This is a genomic window from Neobacillus niacini, assembly GCF_036961885.1.
In the GTDB taxonomy this organism is placed as follows: Bacteria; Bacillota; Bacilli; order Bacillales; family Cytobacillaceae; genus Neobacillus; species Neobacillus niacini_H.
Genome location: NZ_JBALNQ010000003.1, coordinates 37159 through 53232 on the forward strand (window position 1 = coordinate 37159; position 16074 = coordinate 53232).

General features: G+C 36.1%; 15 protein-coding genes. 7 read left to right on the forward strand and 8 right to left on the reverse strand.

Features of this window, described 5'->3' with window-relative positions; all coding sequences use genetic code 11:
- Positions 1-83 precede the first annotated feature (83 nt).
- Together V7124_RS02200 and V7124_RS02205 are read right to left on the reverse strand one after the other, a co-directional pair.
- Positions 84-1460 (reverse strand): YheC/YheD family protein, encoded by a 1377-nt coding sequence (locus V7124_RS02200; protein ID WP_335485440.1) that lies wholly within the window; start codon positions 1458-1460, stop codon positions 84-86.
- Positions 1461-1709: 249 nt separating this feature from the next.
- Positions 1710-2933, reverse strand: a complete 1224-nt coding sequence (locus V7124_RS02205) for an NAD(P)/FAD-dependent oxidoreductase (RefSeq protein WP_335485443.1) — start codon at positions 2931-2933, stop codon at positions 1710-1712.
- Positions 2934-3217: 284 nt separating this feature from the next.
- On the opposite strand from V7124_RS02205, the gene V7124_RS02210 reads away from it, so the two are divergent.
- On the forward strand, positions 3218-3790 hold the full coding sequence (locus V7124_RS02210) for a hypothetical protein (protein WP_335485446.1): 573 nt from the start codon (positions 3218-3220) through the stop codon (positions 3788-3790).
- Between the two features lie 27 nt (positions 3791-3817).
- On the opposite strand, the gene V7124_RS02215 is transcribed toward V7124_RS02210, so the two are convergent.
- Positions 3818-4243 (reverse strand): hypothetical protein, encoded by a 426-nt coding sequence (locus V7124_RS02215; RefSeq protein WP_335485449.1) that lies wholly within the window; start codon positions 4241-4243, stop codon positions 3818-3820.
- 168 nt (positions 4244-4411) lie between these two features.
- Positions 4412-5434: a M42 family metallopeptidase gene (locus tag V7124_RS02220; protein WP_420490499.1), complete on the reverse strand. Its 1023-nt coding sequence runs from the start codon at positions 5432-5434 to the stop codon at positions 4412-4414.
- A gap of 237 nt (positions 5435-5671) precedes the next feature.
- Here V7124_RS02220 and V7124_RS02225 point away from each other — a divergent pair, with 237 nt between their 5' ends.
- Positions 5672-5983 carry a hypothetical protein gene (locus V7124_RS02225; RefSeq protein ID WP_335409376.1) on the forward strand — a complete coding sequence of 104 codons (312 nt, stop codon included), beginning with the start codon at positions 5672-5674 and terminating at the stop codon, positions 5981-5983.
- Positions 5984-6045: 62 nt separating this feature from the next.
- On the opposite strand, the gene corA is transcribed toward V7124_RS02225, so the two are convergent.
- Both corA and V7124_RS02235 read right to left on the reverse strand, forming a co-directional pair.
- The gene (gene corA / locus V7124_RS02230) at positions 6046-7002 is read right to left on the reverse strand and encodes a magnesium/cobalt transporter CorA (RefSeq protein WP_335485454.1); all 957 of its coding nucleotides are present in this window, start codon (positions 7000-7002) and stop codon (positions 6046-6048) included.
- 158 nt (positions 7003-7160) lie between these two features.
- Entirely contained in the window at positions 7161-8324 is a 1164-nt protein-coding gene (locus V7124_RS02235; protein ID WP_335485732.1) for a TIGR04053 family radical SAM/SPASM domain-containing protein, read from the reverse strand.
- Between the two features lie 522 nt (positions 8325-8846).
- Between V7124_RS02235 and V7124_RS02240 the strand changes: the two genes are divergently transcribed.
- Positions 8847-9476, forward strand: coding sequence for a TVP38/TMEM64 family protein (locus V7124_RS02240; RefSeq protein WP_335485457.1), 630 nt, complete (start codon positions 8847-8849; stop codon positions 9474-9476).
- Here the strand turns inward: V7124_RS02240 and V7124_RS02245 are convergent.
- The gene (locus V7124_RS02245; RefSeq protein WP_335485460.1) at positions 9473-9823 is read right to left on the reverse strand and encodes a hypothetical protein; all 351 of its coding nucleotides are present in this window, start codon (positions 9821-9823) and stop codon (positions 9473-9475) included. The genes V7124_RS02240 and V7124_RS02245 overlap by 4 nt on opposite strands.
- Before the next feature lie 116 nt (positions 9824-9939).
- On the opposite strand from V7124_RS02245, the gene V7124_RS02250 reads away from it, so the two are divergent.
- Together V7124_RS02250 and trhA are read left to right on the forward strand one after the other, a co-directional pair.
- A complete protein-coding gene (locus V7124_RS02250) occupies positions 9940-10383 on the forward strand; it encodes a GNAT family N-acetyltransferase (protein ID WP_335485463.1) in 444 nt (147 codons plus the stop codon).
- Between the two features lie 196 nt (positions 10384-10579).
- Entirely contained in the window at positions 10580-11227 is a 648-nt protein-coding gene (gene trhA / locus V7124_RS02255) for a PAQR family membrane homeostasis protein TrhA (protein WP_335409383.1), read from the forward strand.
- A gap of 70 nt (positions 11228-11297) precedes the next feature.
- On the opposite strand, the gene V7124_RS02260 is transcribed toward trhA, so the two are convergent.
- The gene (locus V7124_RS02260) at positions 11298-13295 is read right to left on the reverse strand and encodes a peptidoglycan D,D-transpeptidase FtsI family protein (protein ID WP_335485736.1); all 1998 of its coding nucleotides are present in this window, start codon (positions 13293-13295) and stop codon (positions 11298-11300) included.
- A gap of 521 nt (positions 13296-13816) precedes the next feature.
- Here V7124_RS02260 and V7124_RS02265 point away from each other — a divergent pair.
- Together V7124_RS02265 and V7124_RS02270 are read left to right on the forward strand one after the other, a co-directional pair.
- The gene (locus V7124_RS02265; RefSeq protein ID WP_335485466.1) at positions 13817-14605 is read left to right on the forward strand and encodes a TerC family protein; all 789 of its coding nucleotides are present in this window, start codon (positions 13817-13819) and stop codon (positions 14603-14605) included.
- Between the two features lie 156 nt (positions 14606-14761).
- Positions 14762-16074, forward strand: a 1313-nt coding sequence (locus V7124_RS02270; RefSeq protein WP_335485469.1) for a hemolysin family protein, incomplete at its 3' end; no start/stop codon positions are given.

Sequence of the window (16074 nt, forward strand, 5' to 3'; positions counted from 1 at the left end):
TTCATTCTTTTTTTGTATAAAAAAGAAACAAAGTTTAAGAAAAGAGCCTTATTAAAGAGTTATTCCTAGGAATAGCTCTTTTGTCATTCTATTTTTGGCTTTTTTCCAGCTCTTATATATTCTTTTATTGTGTTATACATCGTTTTGTCAGAAAGAACACGGAAGAAGGATATGTCAGGAACAAGATTTGCTTCAATAAACCATGGTTTTCCAAATTGATCAATTCCTATATCCATACCCCACATTCGAGCATTTGGATAAACTTTTTCCAGTTGGATTGCTGCCAATTTACATAGCTGATCAATTTCCCAGTGAAGTGAATCTGGGTTCTTTGGGTTTAAGACAGATGCTTCCATGGCATCTTCCAAGGTGGATAAAGCTTTTGCAACATTGGTAACAATAAATCCAGTAGCTGCTATTCTTGTAATCTTTCCTGTGACTACCCATTCTGATTGAACTGTTTTTCGTTGGATCATGACTCTGATATCAAATGGGCATCCTTTTATCGTTGGGAGAAGAATTTTTTCTTGAATAAGGTAGGATTTCTTTGAGGTAAACCGATCATGTATTTCAGTTAGCAGCTCATTAAAATGATTGAAAGGAGATATCTTTCTTTTAGAATGAATTACATAGGTTTGATCATCAAATTGTGAGATTAGTGCCAGCCCGCGCCCCCATTGGCTGCGATTAGGTTTAATAATGCAGCATTTATATTTTTCAAGATATTGCTGGAGTACTTTTTCGTGAAAAGGGTAGGAAATAGGCAAATAAGGGAAGAGAGCCTTGGCACCTCGTAACACTTGATGCCAGTCCCATTTTCCCTCTGTAAATCTATAACGTATATCATTTATCCATGGTTTCCCTAATTGATCAAGGTAGAAATCAATCATCACCAAATTATATTTAGAATATTTTTCTTCCAGTATTTCAGCTAGTAGTGAGGCAATATGGTCAAGTTGACAGCTGATGTCAGTACTGTTATCCGGATATCCTTTTTGAAGAATATCATTGGCTGGGAATATGTCCTTAACTTCATCGGTAATTGAAAATCCCTTGGGGGTTATCCGTGCTACCTTTTCAGTAATAGTCCATTTAGCAGGTTGTTTTGTTGCATATACCCTAATATCAAAATGATTTTCATTAAATTTTGCACGTGGAACTGCCTGTTGAATAATGAATTTTCCCTCTGCTATTAGATTCTTTTCAATAAACTGATAGACTTCTTGTTTTCCAGATACGATCTGATTCATGATTCCTGTTTCAATTTGATACTGTGGATGAACAAGTGTAGTGACTAGGATGTTTATTTTATTATCATTGCAGGGCTTTAATGAAACCTGGTCATATTTGTTCAGAAATTCATAAAAGTTTTTTTCGTTAAATAGGGCTGTTTCGGGTAAATGCCGAGAAATTTCCCCGTCGTTTAATAAGCGAGAATAATAGTTTAACTTTCCACACATAGTCTATGTCTCCCTTCTTAAACAAGCTTTCTACTTATTCTATTCAAATGTTATATAAGATGGTGGGTAGAAGCCCTGAGGTTAAAAATGTTTTTATAAGAAAAAACCACCTTCTACATGAAAGGTGGTTTTTGTGCCTTAACATTGGGGGATTAAGGCAAGGTATAGAAAAAGGGTAATCTATTCAATGGGATGCAAGGGGAGGGAACCCTTTTTTACCCGGGAAAACGGGATGCTCTTTAATACAAATTACTGCTTAGCAGTCACTTTTACTGGTTCTTTACTAAATCTCAAGTGTTGTTTAATGATAAGCGCAGGACCACCAAGGTTTAATAAATATCTAGCTTCAATTACTTGTTTCATAAAGGCTCCAAATAATCCTGATAATCTAAAGTTTCCAACCTTTCCAACTGCTGCAAAGTTACCAATGGATGCAACTGATCCTTTGTGGTGATATTCAAAAGATTTTAAGCTTTCTCCACGTAAGGTAGATACAATATTTTTTGCACAAACATCTGCTTCTTGTAAAGCAACCTGTGCAGTTGGTGGAAGGGCATTTTTCTCATCCTTCATGAATAAAGAACAGTCACCAATACTAAAAATGTTATTCTTACCGTTAACACGAAGGAAGGAATCAACAGGGAGCTTGCCTTTTTCTAATGGAATACCACAGTTTTGAACAATTGGATTTCCTTTTACACCACAAGACCAGATTAATGTCTTAGTCGGAATCTCTAAATTGTTTTCAAGTACGACCTTTTCAGGTGTACATTCTAAGATTTTAGTGGACATATACATTTGTACATTAAATTTTTCTAAAACTTCGGTTGTGTATTTAACTGATTCCTTAGGGAAAAACGGAATGACGGATGGTGCAGCCTCAACTGCTACAATATTTACATGCTCGAATGGGACATCATATTTTTTACAAAGCTTAGGAAGTCCTTCAGATAATTCTCCTAACATTTCTACTCCAGTAAATCCGCCTCCAGCAACAACAAAGGTTAAACGGGATGGATCTTTATCTTCTTTATAAAGAGAAAGTTGTCTGATAATTTGGTTATAGATAGCCTTCGTGCTTCTAAAGCTGCGAATGGCAAAGGCATGTTCCTTAATGCCAGGGATACCAAATGTTTCAATACCAAAACCTAATGCGATTAAGAGATAATCATATTCTACAGTTTCGCCACCTTCAAGGTGTACTGCTTGTTTTTGGACATCGACTGAAGTAACACTGCCTTTTTTAAAGGTTGTCTTTTCAGGATTAATCAACTCTGGAATCTCCATGGCAATTTGACGATCGGCTGCAGTCCCAGCGCCTGTTTTATGCAGTTGAGTAGTAATATAGTGGTATTCATGTTTATTAATTAAAGTCACATCTGCTTCGCCGGATTTTAACAATTTTTCTAACTTCTTACTTGTAATAATGCCACCGTAACCAGCACCTAAGATTACTATTTTTGGTCTCTTCATTTAAACCCTCTCCTAACAATAAGTAAGTTTTTCAACGATTTCTATTGTGAAACACTTCACATTATGTGACAAAAAATATAGAGCTTTTCGCTCACACATTGTGAAGTATTTCACATATCTTCTATATTCATAGAATACGATAATTGTTTAAAATTAACAAGTATTATTTTTGAATAAATATGTCGAATTGGTAAATTTTTTTCGACATAAAGGGAATGATAATTTCGTGCCAATTAAAGACTGGTTAAATTTTGAAGTGATTATCATGAAAGAAGGAGATTAAAATGAAAGTAAGAATGTTGATAATTGTGTTAGGACTACTCCTAGCAATGCCAGGTATAACATCAGCAAATGTTCAGGCGCCAGATGAGACTGAAAAACCAGCTGCACCTAGTCCTCATGATAAAGAGGGGGATAAGGATGGTGAAGAAGGTAAAGAACATAATCACAATAACTGGCAGGAAAAAATGGCAGAACGTGAACAAAAGCTTCTAGCATGGGTTGATCAATATACCCCAGATAAAAAAGCTGAATGGACAAAGGTATTAGCAGAAAAAAAGGAATTAAGAAATAAGTGGTTAAGTCCAGAGAATGCTGAAAAACGTGAAAAGTGGAAGCAAGAAAAGATGGGGAAAATTAAGGAACTAAAAAAGCAATTAGATGAAGGACAGATAACGAAAGAGGAATTTGTCCAAAAAGCACATGGTGATAAAGCCATGGGAAATTGGAAGACCTATCATGATTTAAAAACAGCAGTTGAAGCGAAAAATGATAATCAGGCTACTGAGTTATTAAATCTATTATTAGAGCAGTCTAAACAGCATAATGAAAAGATAAAGGCAATGTTAAGAGAATAATTTAGTCAGGAAGTAGGCACCAGCCGTTTATCGATTTGGTGTCTTTTCAATTTCCTCAACATTTATGAGGATATAATCTTTATAATAAATGATTAACTCATTATTGGCTTTTGTGGCTTTTTGAATTACATTGAAGTTTCGGCAAAATAAGGGGACTTCAATGGATCCATTATTAAAAATCATAAAAGTGAATTCATCAGAAAGTGGTGATTCTTCATTCCGAATCATGACAAATTTTCCTTTAAACGATGACAGATTACTAATATTTTCATTTTCTGCTTCTTTTGCTTTTATTAGGAATTGATGGTTTACATAGAAATATAGATTTTTGAGAAATATGAGTAAGGCGATAAAACCCATGGTTACAATAGACACCATATACTTTTCAGAAATTGCAGGTATGAAGAATGGAATCGTCCAGAAGAGGATGGCAGCGATCAAATGAAAAAACATCTCAACACCTTCTTTTGATTAAAATAGGATGCTAGATGTGGATTCTAGATGGATTATATTATCTATATATTTAGAATACAGTAAAATATTTAAGGAGTAAACCTTTGATGTAAAAAGAAAAATGCAAGGATGCGTCTGCATCTTGCATTTTTTTTAACAGAGTATTTCTTAGATGACTAAACTTGATTGAACGTAATGAAGCAAAAGCTTGGCTGTATTTTCAATCGATGATTCATGTGTACGTTCAAAAGCATGGGATGAATCAATCCCAGGACCAATTAACCCATGAACGATGTCGTGACCAGAGCGGATGGCTGCTGATGCATCGGAACCGTAAAAGGGATAGATATCGAGCTTATATTTAATATCATTAGCTTCGGCAAGTCTCACTAAATTTTTACGGAGTTCATAATGATAAGGTCCACTTGCATCTTTTACACAGATAGATACTGTATATTCATCTGTTGACTGTCCATCACCCATAGCGCCCATATCAACCGCTAAATATTCTACTGTTTCAGGGGGAATATTGGAATTTCCACCGTAACCAATTTCTTCATTGTTTGAAATTAAGAAATGGGTCGTATAAGGTAATTGAATGTTTTCACTCTTTAATTGTTTAATCAGTTGAAGTAAAATGGCTACACTAGCTTTGTCATCCAAATGGCGGGATTTAATAAAGCCGCTAGGAGTGACTTCTACCCGCGGATCGAAAGAAACGAAATCGCCAACCTCGATTCCTAGTGCCCTAATATCTTCTGCATTATGTACTTTTTCATCAAGTCGTATTTCCATATTGTCTTGGTTGCGTTCCGCTTTTCCAGCGTCCTTATATACATGAACGGAGGTTTGGTGCATCAAAATTGTACCTGTCATTTTCTTGCCGCTGCTTGTTTCAATCAGACAGTATTCTCCTTCGATTGAGTTATATTTAAAACCCCCAATCAAATCGATTTTCAGCCTGCCATTAGACTTTATTTCCTTAACCATTGCCCCGAGCGTATCCACGTGTGCTGTAAGCATGCGGTGCTTACTAGAATCTTTTCCTTCTAATGTTGCAATAAGACCGCCTTTCCTATTTCTTATCGTTTCAACGTTTAAATTAGCAAGGTATTTTTCAACATATGAAATTACTTCATTTGTATTTCCAGATGGGCTTGGTATTGATACTAAATCCACGAGTAATTTCATTGTTTCCTCTGTATTCTTGTTTAACAAAGTTAAAACCTCCTATCAAATATAACTGTCTTACCTATTATAACATCATAACCAAAAAATCAATCGATACAAAACTAATTGAAAACCGTCAACTTTTCTTGTGTGCTTGCATAGTCTAGGTAGTGTTTGAATTTATCGATTTCAAGGATAAAAACCAGGGAAAGTGAATAATTAGAAAAATTAAATCTATGATGCAAATGGGAGAGAAAAATGACCAGAATTGAATTATATCACCAAAAAACGAAGCAATTTTCATGGAAGAGGCCATTTTTTTTTATACTAACTTTAATAATAGTAACAGCAGGTTTCTTCTTGTTTAAGCATTATTATCAAAGTACGATAAAAATTGAAGCACCTGATGAAAATCTAGGTTCAAAAGTTGTCATCCATCTTCCAGATGGGAAAGAGGTTTTTACGTATGAAAATTATATTCTTGAAAAAGACGGAAGGATCTACTATAAGGGAGAGCGTAATACAATTGATCTAACTGGTGGAACGGTTACCTATGAAAATTGGGAATGAATCAAAAAAGACTAGCTGCCTAGTCTTTTTTGATTATGAAACAAGTTATTCGATAACAATGCTTAAAACCATCCCTTTTTCTTAAACCAAAAAATCAATGACACACCGACGCTGCCCATCAACAAGAGTGAAAATGGATAGCCATACTTCCAGGATAATTCGGGCATATCTTGAAAATTCATTCCAAAAATACCGGCAATAAAGGTTAACGGAGCAAAAATAGACGTCATAATGGTAAGAACTTTCATTACATTATTTGTTTGGTGTGAATTCATAGATAGGTAATTATCTCGGATATCAGCCGTGATTTCCCTGTTTGCCATCAACATTTCTGATAATTTTAACAGATGATCATGAATGTCAGAGAAATATTCTTTCCTTTTTGTAATGTTTTTCAAATGTTGAGAGTTTAGCATCCGATAGAGAAGATCACGCATTGGATTAACGGTATGCGTTAGATTTAAGAGCAGATACCTTGTATCAAATAATTCCTTTAATAAATTGTTCATTGGTTTATTAAGGGTATTTTCTTCAATCTCATCTAATTTATCTTCGATTTTGTAAATAATCGGGAAGTAGTTGTCTACGATTTTGTCCAATATTTCATAAAACACATGATGACTTGTAAACTCTTCAATGTTTTTCCGGGCCGTTAATCTATCCACCACTTGGAAGACTTCCATCGAGGGCATTAGGTGGAAGGTAATGATAAAATTTTCTCCTAAAAAAAAATCCAACTCTTCTTTTATGATTTCATTTTCATTCTCACGAACAATATGGGTAATAAAGAAAGTATAGTCCTCGTAGTAATCTAGTTTAGGTCTTTGAGTTGAGTGGTATATACAATCTTCAACCGCTAGGGGATGAAAATGAAAAGTTTTAATTAAATGACTTACCTCTTCCTCACTTGGTCCATTAAAATCAACCCAAAACCATTTATAGTCAATAAAGTTTAGATTTTCAATAGAATCCTGTTCTACAATTGTATTTTCATTTGTAATCCCCATAAATCTAATCATATTTTAAACACCTTATTTCTTTTTTTTAATTTTGATAAAGTTACTCCTATGATCATGATAATGGAAAATATCGCGGTTTTCAAAAATCGAAGATAGTAATACAACAATACCTGTTTAATTGCATGTAAAAAGGCATCCCAATTGGAATGCCTTAATTTTTATACGGTTTGTTCAGCTTTTTTACGCATTGATTGTGGAATATAAACGCAGAATGGTTCACTTTCCATATAGTCACCGGTTACCGCATATGTTCTTGAACGAGAGCCGCCGCAAATTTTGTTGAATTCACAAACGCCGCACTTGCCTTTATAGTTATCTGGCTGTCTTAGATCTTTAAATACTTTTGCTTCCCGATAAATTTCTGCTAACGGAGTTTCACGAATATTACCACCAACGATTGGCAGTAAGCCGCTTGGCATTACATCACCAATATGGTTAACGAAGGCAAAACCATTTCCATCATTTACACCTTTTGGTGCACGCTTTAAACCATCATGCATCGAAGCAAAGTCAGTTGTGATGGAATCTTCATAGCGAATTTCGCCTTTTTCAATTACATGGTCACGAGCTTTTTCTTGTAACACTACACGACGGTAGTGTTGAGAAGCGGTTGTTTTGATATCATAAGGTGCAGTTTTACTTAATTGATACAACCAGCGAAATACTTTTTCATGCTCTGCAGGTGTAATACAAGCATCCATTTGACCTCTTCCAGTTGGTACCAGCAAGAAGATGTACCACATGACTGCACCAAGCTCTTCAACAAGCTTAGACATATGCTCAAGGTGGTCATAATTATAACGAGAGATAACGGTATTTATTTGTAAAGGCATTCCTAATTCATTTAAGTATTTAATTTTTTCAAGTGTAAGGTCGAAAGATCCAGGAACTCCACGGAATTTATCATGTATTTCCGCTGTTGGTGCATCAAGGCTGAAGCCCCAGCGTGAAAGACCTACGTCCTGTGCAAGCTTCATTTTTTCCTTGGTAACATTTGGAGTTGCACTTGGAGTCATACTAACTCGCATACCTTTTTTAACTGCGTAATCCGCAAGCTCAAAAAGGTCTTCCCGCATCATACAATCACCACCAGAGAAAACAAGCATTGGATTATCCATTTCATAGATTTGATCAATTAAATTAATACCCTCTTCATGAGTTAATTCACGAGGATCAGGTGTTAACTGGGCATCAGCCCGGCAGTGTACACACTTCAATTGACATGCTCGCGTTACTTCCCAGATTACAATAAACGGATTCACATCATAATCAATTCCCTTGCTCACTCCATGAGGGTGGCCTTTTGCATGGGGGTGCCCCATTCCATGTGGATGTCCTTTACTTATTCCTTGCATTATCATCACCAAGATTCATCATATTTTTAATACTATTTAAAACCATTAAAAATGCTTCTATAGGTTTATTATAAATTTCTCATAATCTGTTTTGGTGGTTGGTTTGTTACAATATTTCTACATTCAACTAATTTCACTGTAAACCAACTACTACATATTCTCACTTTATCCAAACGATAAAGGTCCTTTTCTGCTCAAAAAAACAGAAAATTTATAGTTTATGAAAAGACCAATTAGATTTATACTTAAGTTAGAAGAGCATATGCATTTTTAAATGCTAGGCTGTGTTAATAGGTACTGTTGATTTTATAACCTGTTGATTTGAGCGGAAGGCGCTCGACTCCTGCGGGAGGACGGGGCAGGGGAGACACCGCAGGCGCTTCTGCGCCGAGGAGGCTCCCCGGACCGCCCGCGGAAAGCATAGCGCCTGGAGCTCAAATCAACAGTCGAGTTTAACACAGCGAAATGCTAAAGGGTTAGGAGTAAATGATGGGTAAAAGAATAAGTAGTATATCAATTTTAATCATAATCGTGGTGATTGGCATATTTCAAAAGGATGAATTACTTACTATAATTCAAGAAGGTGGAATACTTTCTCTTTTAATTAGCGTACTGCTTGTCGCCATTTGTGTTTTTTTCCCTGTTATTCCTTTTCCTGTTCTAGCTGGTGTCATTGGTGGTGTATTTGGGACAACACAAGGTGTGGTCGTTTCCCTAACAGGTGCAATGATTGGAACGATGGCATTCTTTTTCTTATGCAGATATGGTTTTCGTGACTATGCACAGGCAAAGTTAATGAACAAACCAAAAGTCGAGGAATATGAAGCCTATCTAAATCGGAATTCTTTTTTGGCAATCTTAACCTGCCGTTTGATTCCCATTATCCCAGCGCCTGTTGTCAATATCATTGGTGGCTTAAGCAAAGTGAATGGGTTCATTTTCTTTAGTGCATCCACAATAGGAAAATTACCTAACATTTTAATCTTGTCATACGCAGGAGCTTCATTTACTAGCAACAAGCTGTTTTCCTTTGGTTTGTATGGTGGATATATTCTAGTTGTTTTTCTGGTGTATATCGTGATTATGTATCGTAGAATGTCAAAGGAATCGGTGGACTAAACGATAAACTTAAAAGGATGATCTTTTCGTTCTTTCATGGTAACAATCTCATTAAAAAAGCTTTTTAGGATCAACCATTTCGAAGGATACGAATTTATAAAGTCATCCATTATTTCTGGAGAATAGAGGATGAAACAATCTAGAATATTTCTATGTTTTTTCAAATCATATAAAAGGGCATGAGGAATGGTGTAATAATTGTGAAGTTGGTAAGGATTTAACTTTACCATTTCAATTTTGGACTTTTGAATGTAAGGCAGCATGGTTTGTTCTTGGAGTTTTAAGCTTTCTTCTTTAGAAAGACCGTTTAAACTGATCCGATCATTGATAAAATAAATTCCCTTCATACCTTAACACCTCTTTTGAATTAGTGATTGGTATTGTTATTGACAGGAAAGGAAGTAAGTATACCCCATAATAACTGAAGGTTGGGTTATTCCAAAAACCGGGAAGGTGATGGACAATGTCTAATTGGGTAAAAGATGGTTTTATTCTTAGTACGGATAAGCAATATCTTGATACAAATGTGATTCACCAGTTTTTGAGTGTTGATTCATACTGGGCTAAAGGAATATCGTTGGAAAAAGTGAAAAAATCAATTGAAAAATCCTCGATTTGTTTTGGGATGTATGAGGCTGATCCTGAAAAAGGGGATGCAAAACAAATAGGCTTTGTACGAGCAGTAACCGATTTTGTTAGGTTTGCGTGGATTATGGATGTATTTGTACTCCCTGAATATCGGGGAAAAGGACTATCAAAATGGATGATGGAAACGATGATTGGGGAATCTGAGCTAAAAGATGTCCGAAAAATGATGTTATGCACCTATGACGCACATGGACTATATGAACAATACGGTTTTCAGACACTCGATGATCCAGAAATCTTTATGGAGAGAAAAATGTGAAGGATTTCCATTGTTGTGCCACCTGCAGACATTTTCAAGCAGAGAAAAAAACAGTCGGACTGGTTTATTTCTGCACCCGTTTAGGGTTCGAAACAAAAACAAATTATAAATTTAACTGTTGGAGCCCCAAAAAGCGCATAATAGAATTAATGGAGAAAATAAAGAATTCATAGTTTTGAAAAAGGAGTACAGAGAAATGGCAAATACACATGTTTTTTCACGGCAAGAGGAAGTTGCCAATTCAATTACTCATGGAATCGGTGCAATGCTTAGTATTGCCGCACTGGTCATATTAATCGTTTTTGCATCCCTATATGGAAATGCTTGGCATATCGTCAGTTTTACAATTTATGGAGCATCCATGTTCATTCTATTTATGTCCTCGACATTGGTTCATAGTTTTCCAGAAGGAAAAGTCAAAGATCTATTTGAAATTTTTGATCACTCCTCTATTTACCTTTATATAGCAGGAACATACACACCATTCCTCTTGGTTGTCGTTAGAGGGTCTTTAGGATGGACATTATTTGGGGTTGTTTGGGGATTAGCCGTTGCAGGAACAGTATTTAAATGCTTTTTTGCAAAAAAGTATCTTTTTACCTCCACCATTCTCTATGTAGTTATGGGATGGATGATGGTTTTCGTATGGAATCCCTTAGCGGATAAACTCCCCTCACAGGGTATGACTTTATTAATGATAGGCGGGCTTCTTTACACCTTTGGGGCGATTTTTTATGTATGGCGCGGCTTTAAATATCACCATGCCATCTGGCATCTATTTGTAATTGCAGCGACCGTGCTTCACTTTTTCTGTGTTTTGCTCTATGTTTTACCAATTCAATAGAGTAGATCCTACGGTACTTCAATAATGCTCAAAAAGGCGCCTGGTAATAAAACTGCCAGGCGCTTTCACATTAATTTTTCTTCATTTCAAAAAATGTATCCATGACTCTTTTACCAATTAGGAAGTTTGCCCCATTATCATTCGTTCCTTGGTAAGCCCATGGGACAATGACAGCCATTGCCACTTCAGGATTTGTACTAGGGGCGTAAGTGACCAAACTAAGGTTCATAACAGGTGGTGGTTCCTTACCGAACTTAGCGCGTTCAGGACCATCATAGAATGCCTCAGCTGTGCCGGTTTTACCTGCAGGAGAGTATGAGACACCGGCAAATCGTCTAAACGCTGTTCCACCTGGCTCTTGATAAACCTTTTTAAAGCCTAATTGTACTTGGTCCATCCAGAAACGTTCAGCATCAATGGTATTGAGAACAGTGGGTTTAATCTCTTGAAAAACTGGACCTAATTCATCAGTATCATCGTTTGGCTCACGGATTTCTTTGACAATATGTGGCTTCATGCGATTGCCGCCATTCGCAATTGTTGAAATATATTGCGCCAGCTGCATCGGGGAATAGGTGTCATACTGTCCAATCACTAAATCCATTATGTGTCCTGGCAGCTTGCTAGTACCTTTTAATCCACTTGATTCATTTGGCAGGTCAATTCCTGTTCTTGAACCGAGTCCGAAGCTTGCAAAAGAATTTCTGATAATTTCACCCGTGTTAGATGCAAGATTTAACGGCTGATCAAATTGGTAATTTCCTTTACCAATTCTAATTGCCGTATGGAACATATAAACGTTAGAAGATAGTTTTAATGCATCGACATCATTCAATATACCTAAATAGGAATATGAACTTTTTAGTGGAGTATCTTTAATTTTTATACCTGAATCATCAATTCTCGTTCCCGGTTTTATGACCCCGGTCTTATAGCCTGTTAAAATGGTGGCACCCTTCACGGATGAGCCTACATTGTAGGTGGTGGTAATTGTACCAAGTGCGTCATCCTGCATTTCAACCTGCCCGGTTTCTTTATTTTTAACGATTCTTTTTCCGGCCATTGTTAGGACTGCGCCATTATTCGGATTCATTAAAACGACATAGGCTCGATCCAATAAAACGGTATTAGGAGTTTTTTTCAATGCCCAAAGCTCTTCTTCGATGATTTTCTCTACCGCTATTTGTAAATCCATATCAATCGTCAGGACCATGTCCTTGCCTCTTTTTCCATTTGAAACCACTTCTGTTTCGATAACATTGCCTTGTTTATCCGTGACCGTTCTAACCTTTGCTTTGTGTCCATGAAGGATATCCTCATATTGTAGTTCAAGCTGGCTTTTTCCAACTCGGTCATTACGGTTATACCCAAGTGATAAAAAATGATCTAGTCGATCTGCCGGAAGTCCTTCATCTGTTTTTGTTACATTCCCTAGAATCGATTTTAATGTTTGGTCAAATGTATAGGATCGGTCCCAGTCAGTCGTGGTATCAACACCTGGGAGCGATTGTAAGTTTTCACTAACAATCGCAAACTCCTCAGGGGTAACATCATCATTCTTGACAATTTGCGGTGTGAATTTGTAACCACTAGATAACTCACGGTAAATGGCGAGCACCTCAAGCTCCTCTGGGGTAAATTGTGCTATTTCTTCCGGAGTAATCCGATCAAGTTTTAGTTTATAAAGATCATTATCTTTTAATTTTTTTGCCTTAAATAATGAATATTCTTTTTCAGTAATTTTTGCTTCAGCCTTCTTAAGGTTTTTGATCAACCAAAAATCTTTTTTATCTCTTTCAGTTACTTTATCAGGGTTTTTAACGATTAACTGCGCTAATTTTTCTGCTGTTTGAAGCATTTCTTTTTGGCTTGCGCCCATATTGGTATATGTAATAGCACGTTTTGGTACATTATCAACAATCACACGGTGATTACTGTCAAACATTTTCCCCCTTGGAACAGGGTTATTAATGGTTATATCTTCTTTTCTTTCTAATTCACGTTTAAAATTCTCCCCATACACAATTTGAACAAAGCCTAAACGTAAAATTAGAATGGAAAATAACATAAAAACGCTGAAAAAAAGTAGGTTTAAGCGAATCGGGAAATGAGATTTTTTCTTTTTCTTTTTAGTATTCTCCAAATGCTGACACATCCTTTTTTAGCAAACACACGAAATGGTTCCATCGTTAGTATCCTATTTATTATTTGTAATTATTTATTATTTTACGGTTAAATTCACAAATATGTAAAGTATTTCCTACAGTTTGCATCGCTACGCTTTATGTTGAATTTTGTCATTGACACATCTTTGGTTTTATCATATAGTTGTAGTAATAAAATATTTCCTTTTAAAGGGGAGTAGCTGTACAATAAAGTCGTCATTCCGAGAAATTCGTTTCTCCGGCTTTATTGGCAACGTGATGTTGTTAGCAAGACCTTTACTGCAAAACGGTAAAGGTCTTTTTGTGTTTTTTGAGGCCTTTATCGCTGGAAAAAGTAAATCACTTTTTCCTTGGTAAAGGTCTTTTTTAGTTGCAGCAAAGGGATGTTTTAGAAAAAAACTTATTTTATTAGGAGGATTTATTAATGGATTTTTCTCTATTGCTGGAATACGGATGGGTATTACTAGTACTAATTGCATTGGAAGGGTTGTTAGCAGCAGATAATGCATTAGTCCTTGCAATTATGGTAAAACATTTACCGGAAGAAGAACGGAAGAAAGCTTTATTTTATGGATTAGCTGGTGCATTTGTGTTCAGATTTATTTCGCTCTTCGTCATTTCGTTCCTTGTGGATGTATGGCAAGTTCAAGCCATAGGGGCTTTATATCTTTTATTTATGGCTATCAACCATATTGTTCGAAAAGTCGCTATTAAAGGAAAATCGGATAGTAATCTGGAGCCTAAACCTGTTAAGAAGAGTGGATTTTGGGCAACAGTTTTTAAAGTCGAATTAGCAGATATCGCCTTTGCAGTTGATTCTATTTTAGCGGCAGTTGCACTTGCAGTCGTTTTGCCAGAGACTCCTCTACCTAATATCGGTGGTCTTGATGGCGGGAAATTCTTAGTCATTTTTGCCGGTGGTATTATTGGATTAATTATCATGCGTTTTGCAGCAAATCAATTTGTTACGTTATTAGAGAGAAGACCAGGATTAGAAATCGCCGCCTTTGCTATTGTTGGCTGGGTTGGTGTTAAGCTAGCTGTGTACACACTATCACATCCGGCACTCGCTATATTAAGTGAAGAATTTGCTCATTCAACTGAATGGAAATTAACGTTTTATGGTGTGCTGGTAGCAATTGCAGCTGCTGGATGGTTCCTATCCAAGGATCAAGGAGTTGAAAAGGGGAAAGTCGAAACAAAAGTGTCATAATTTGCATTCAATATAGGAAAACTTAAAATAGGAAGAATAAAGGAAAGCTGCATTTAATCTTAATGCAGCTTACCTTCAATAAAATGGATCCTTTTGTATACATCATAATGATGGAGGTGGAAGCCTTACATGCTGTAAGGTTTGCTATTGATAACCATGAATCTTTTTCTTATCGCCTTACTCATTGCCTTAACTGGATTTTTCGTTGCAACCGAATTTGCTATCGTCAAGGTTAGGGGATCAAGAATTGAACAGTTAATCGCAGAAGGTATAAAAGGAGCAAAAGCTGCTAAACATGTGACCACACACTTGGATGAATATTTATCGGCGTGTCAGCTTGGTATCACCGTTACTGCTTTGGGACTTGGTTGGCTGGGGGAACCAACAGTAGAAAGTTTATTATTGCCCTTATTTCAGATGCTGGAGCTAAATGAGGCAGTAGCCCATGTTTTATCGTTTGGATTAGCCTTTGCTTCTGTTACATTTTTACATGTTGTTATTGGCGAGTTAGCTCCAAAAACTATAGCCATTCAGAGAGCGGAACAAATAACACTTTTATTCTCTAAACCATTGATCTTTTTTTATAAAGTTATGTATCCGTTTATATGGATATTAAATCATTCCGCTCGCGTGCTTGTTGGATGGTTTGGATTTAAAGGGGTTTCTGAAAATGAATTAGGACTTTCAGAGGAGGAGCTGCGCATACTCCTTTCAGAAAGCTATGAAAGTGGAGAGATTAACAAAAGTGAATTGGAATACGTAAATAATATTTTTGAATTTGATGAAAGACTTGCAAAAGAAATCATGGTTCCCAGGACAGAAATGATTACGTTGGATATGAACGATAGTATTGAAACGGTAAGGGATGTCATAAAAAAGGAAAAATATACACGTTACCCGGTAGTAGTCGATGGTGATAAGGATAATATATTAGGCTTGATTAATATTAAGGAAATTTTAACGGAAGATATTACGAAGGAAGAACTTTTAAAAAATACTACCCTTAAACGAATATTAAAACCTGTAATTCGAGTCATTGAGTCAATACCCATCCATGATTTATTGGTAAAAATGCAAAAGGAACGATCGCATATGGCCATTTTACTTGATGAATACGGTGGAACATCAGGATTAGTGACGGTTGAGGATATTCTTGAGGAAATTGTCGGTGAAATTAGAGATGAATATGATATTGACGAAGTGGCAGAAATTCGAAAAATAAATAATGATCATTATTTATTTAATGCCAAAGTATTAGTTGGTGAAGTAAATGATACTCTTGGTACAAATTTATCGGACGATGAAATGGATACGATAGGTGGCTGGTTTTTAACACGAAATTTTGATGCCAAAAAGGGAGATGAGATTGAAGAAGAAGGGTTCATCTTCACCATTAAAGAAATTCAAGGACATCATATTTTGTTTATCGAAGTAAAAAAAGTATTTAATGAAGAAACAAAAACAAGCAA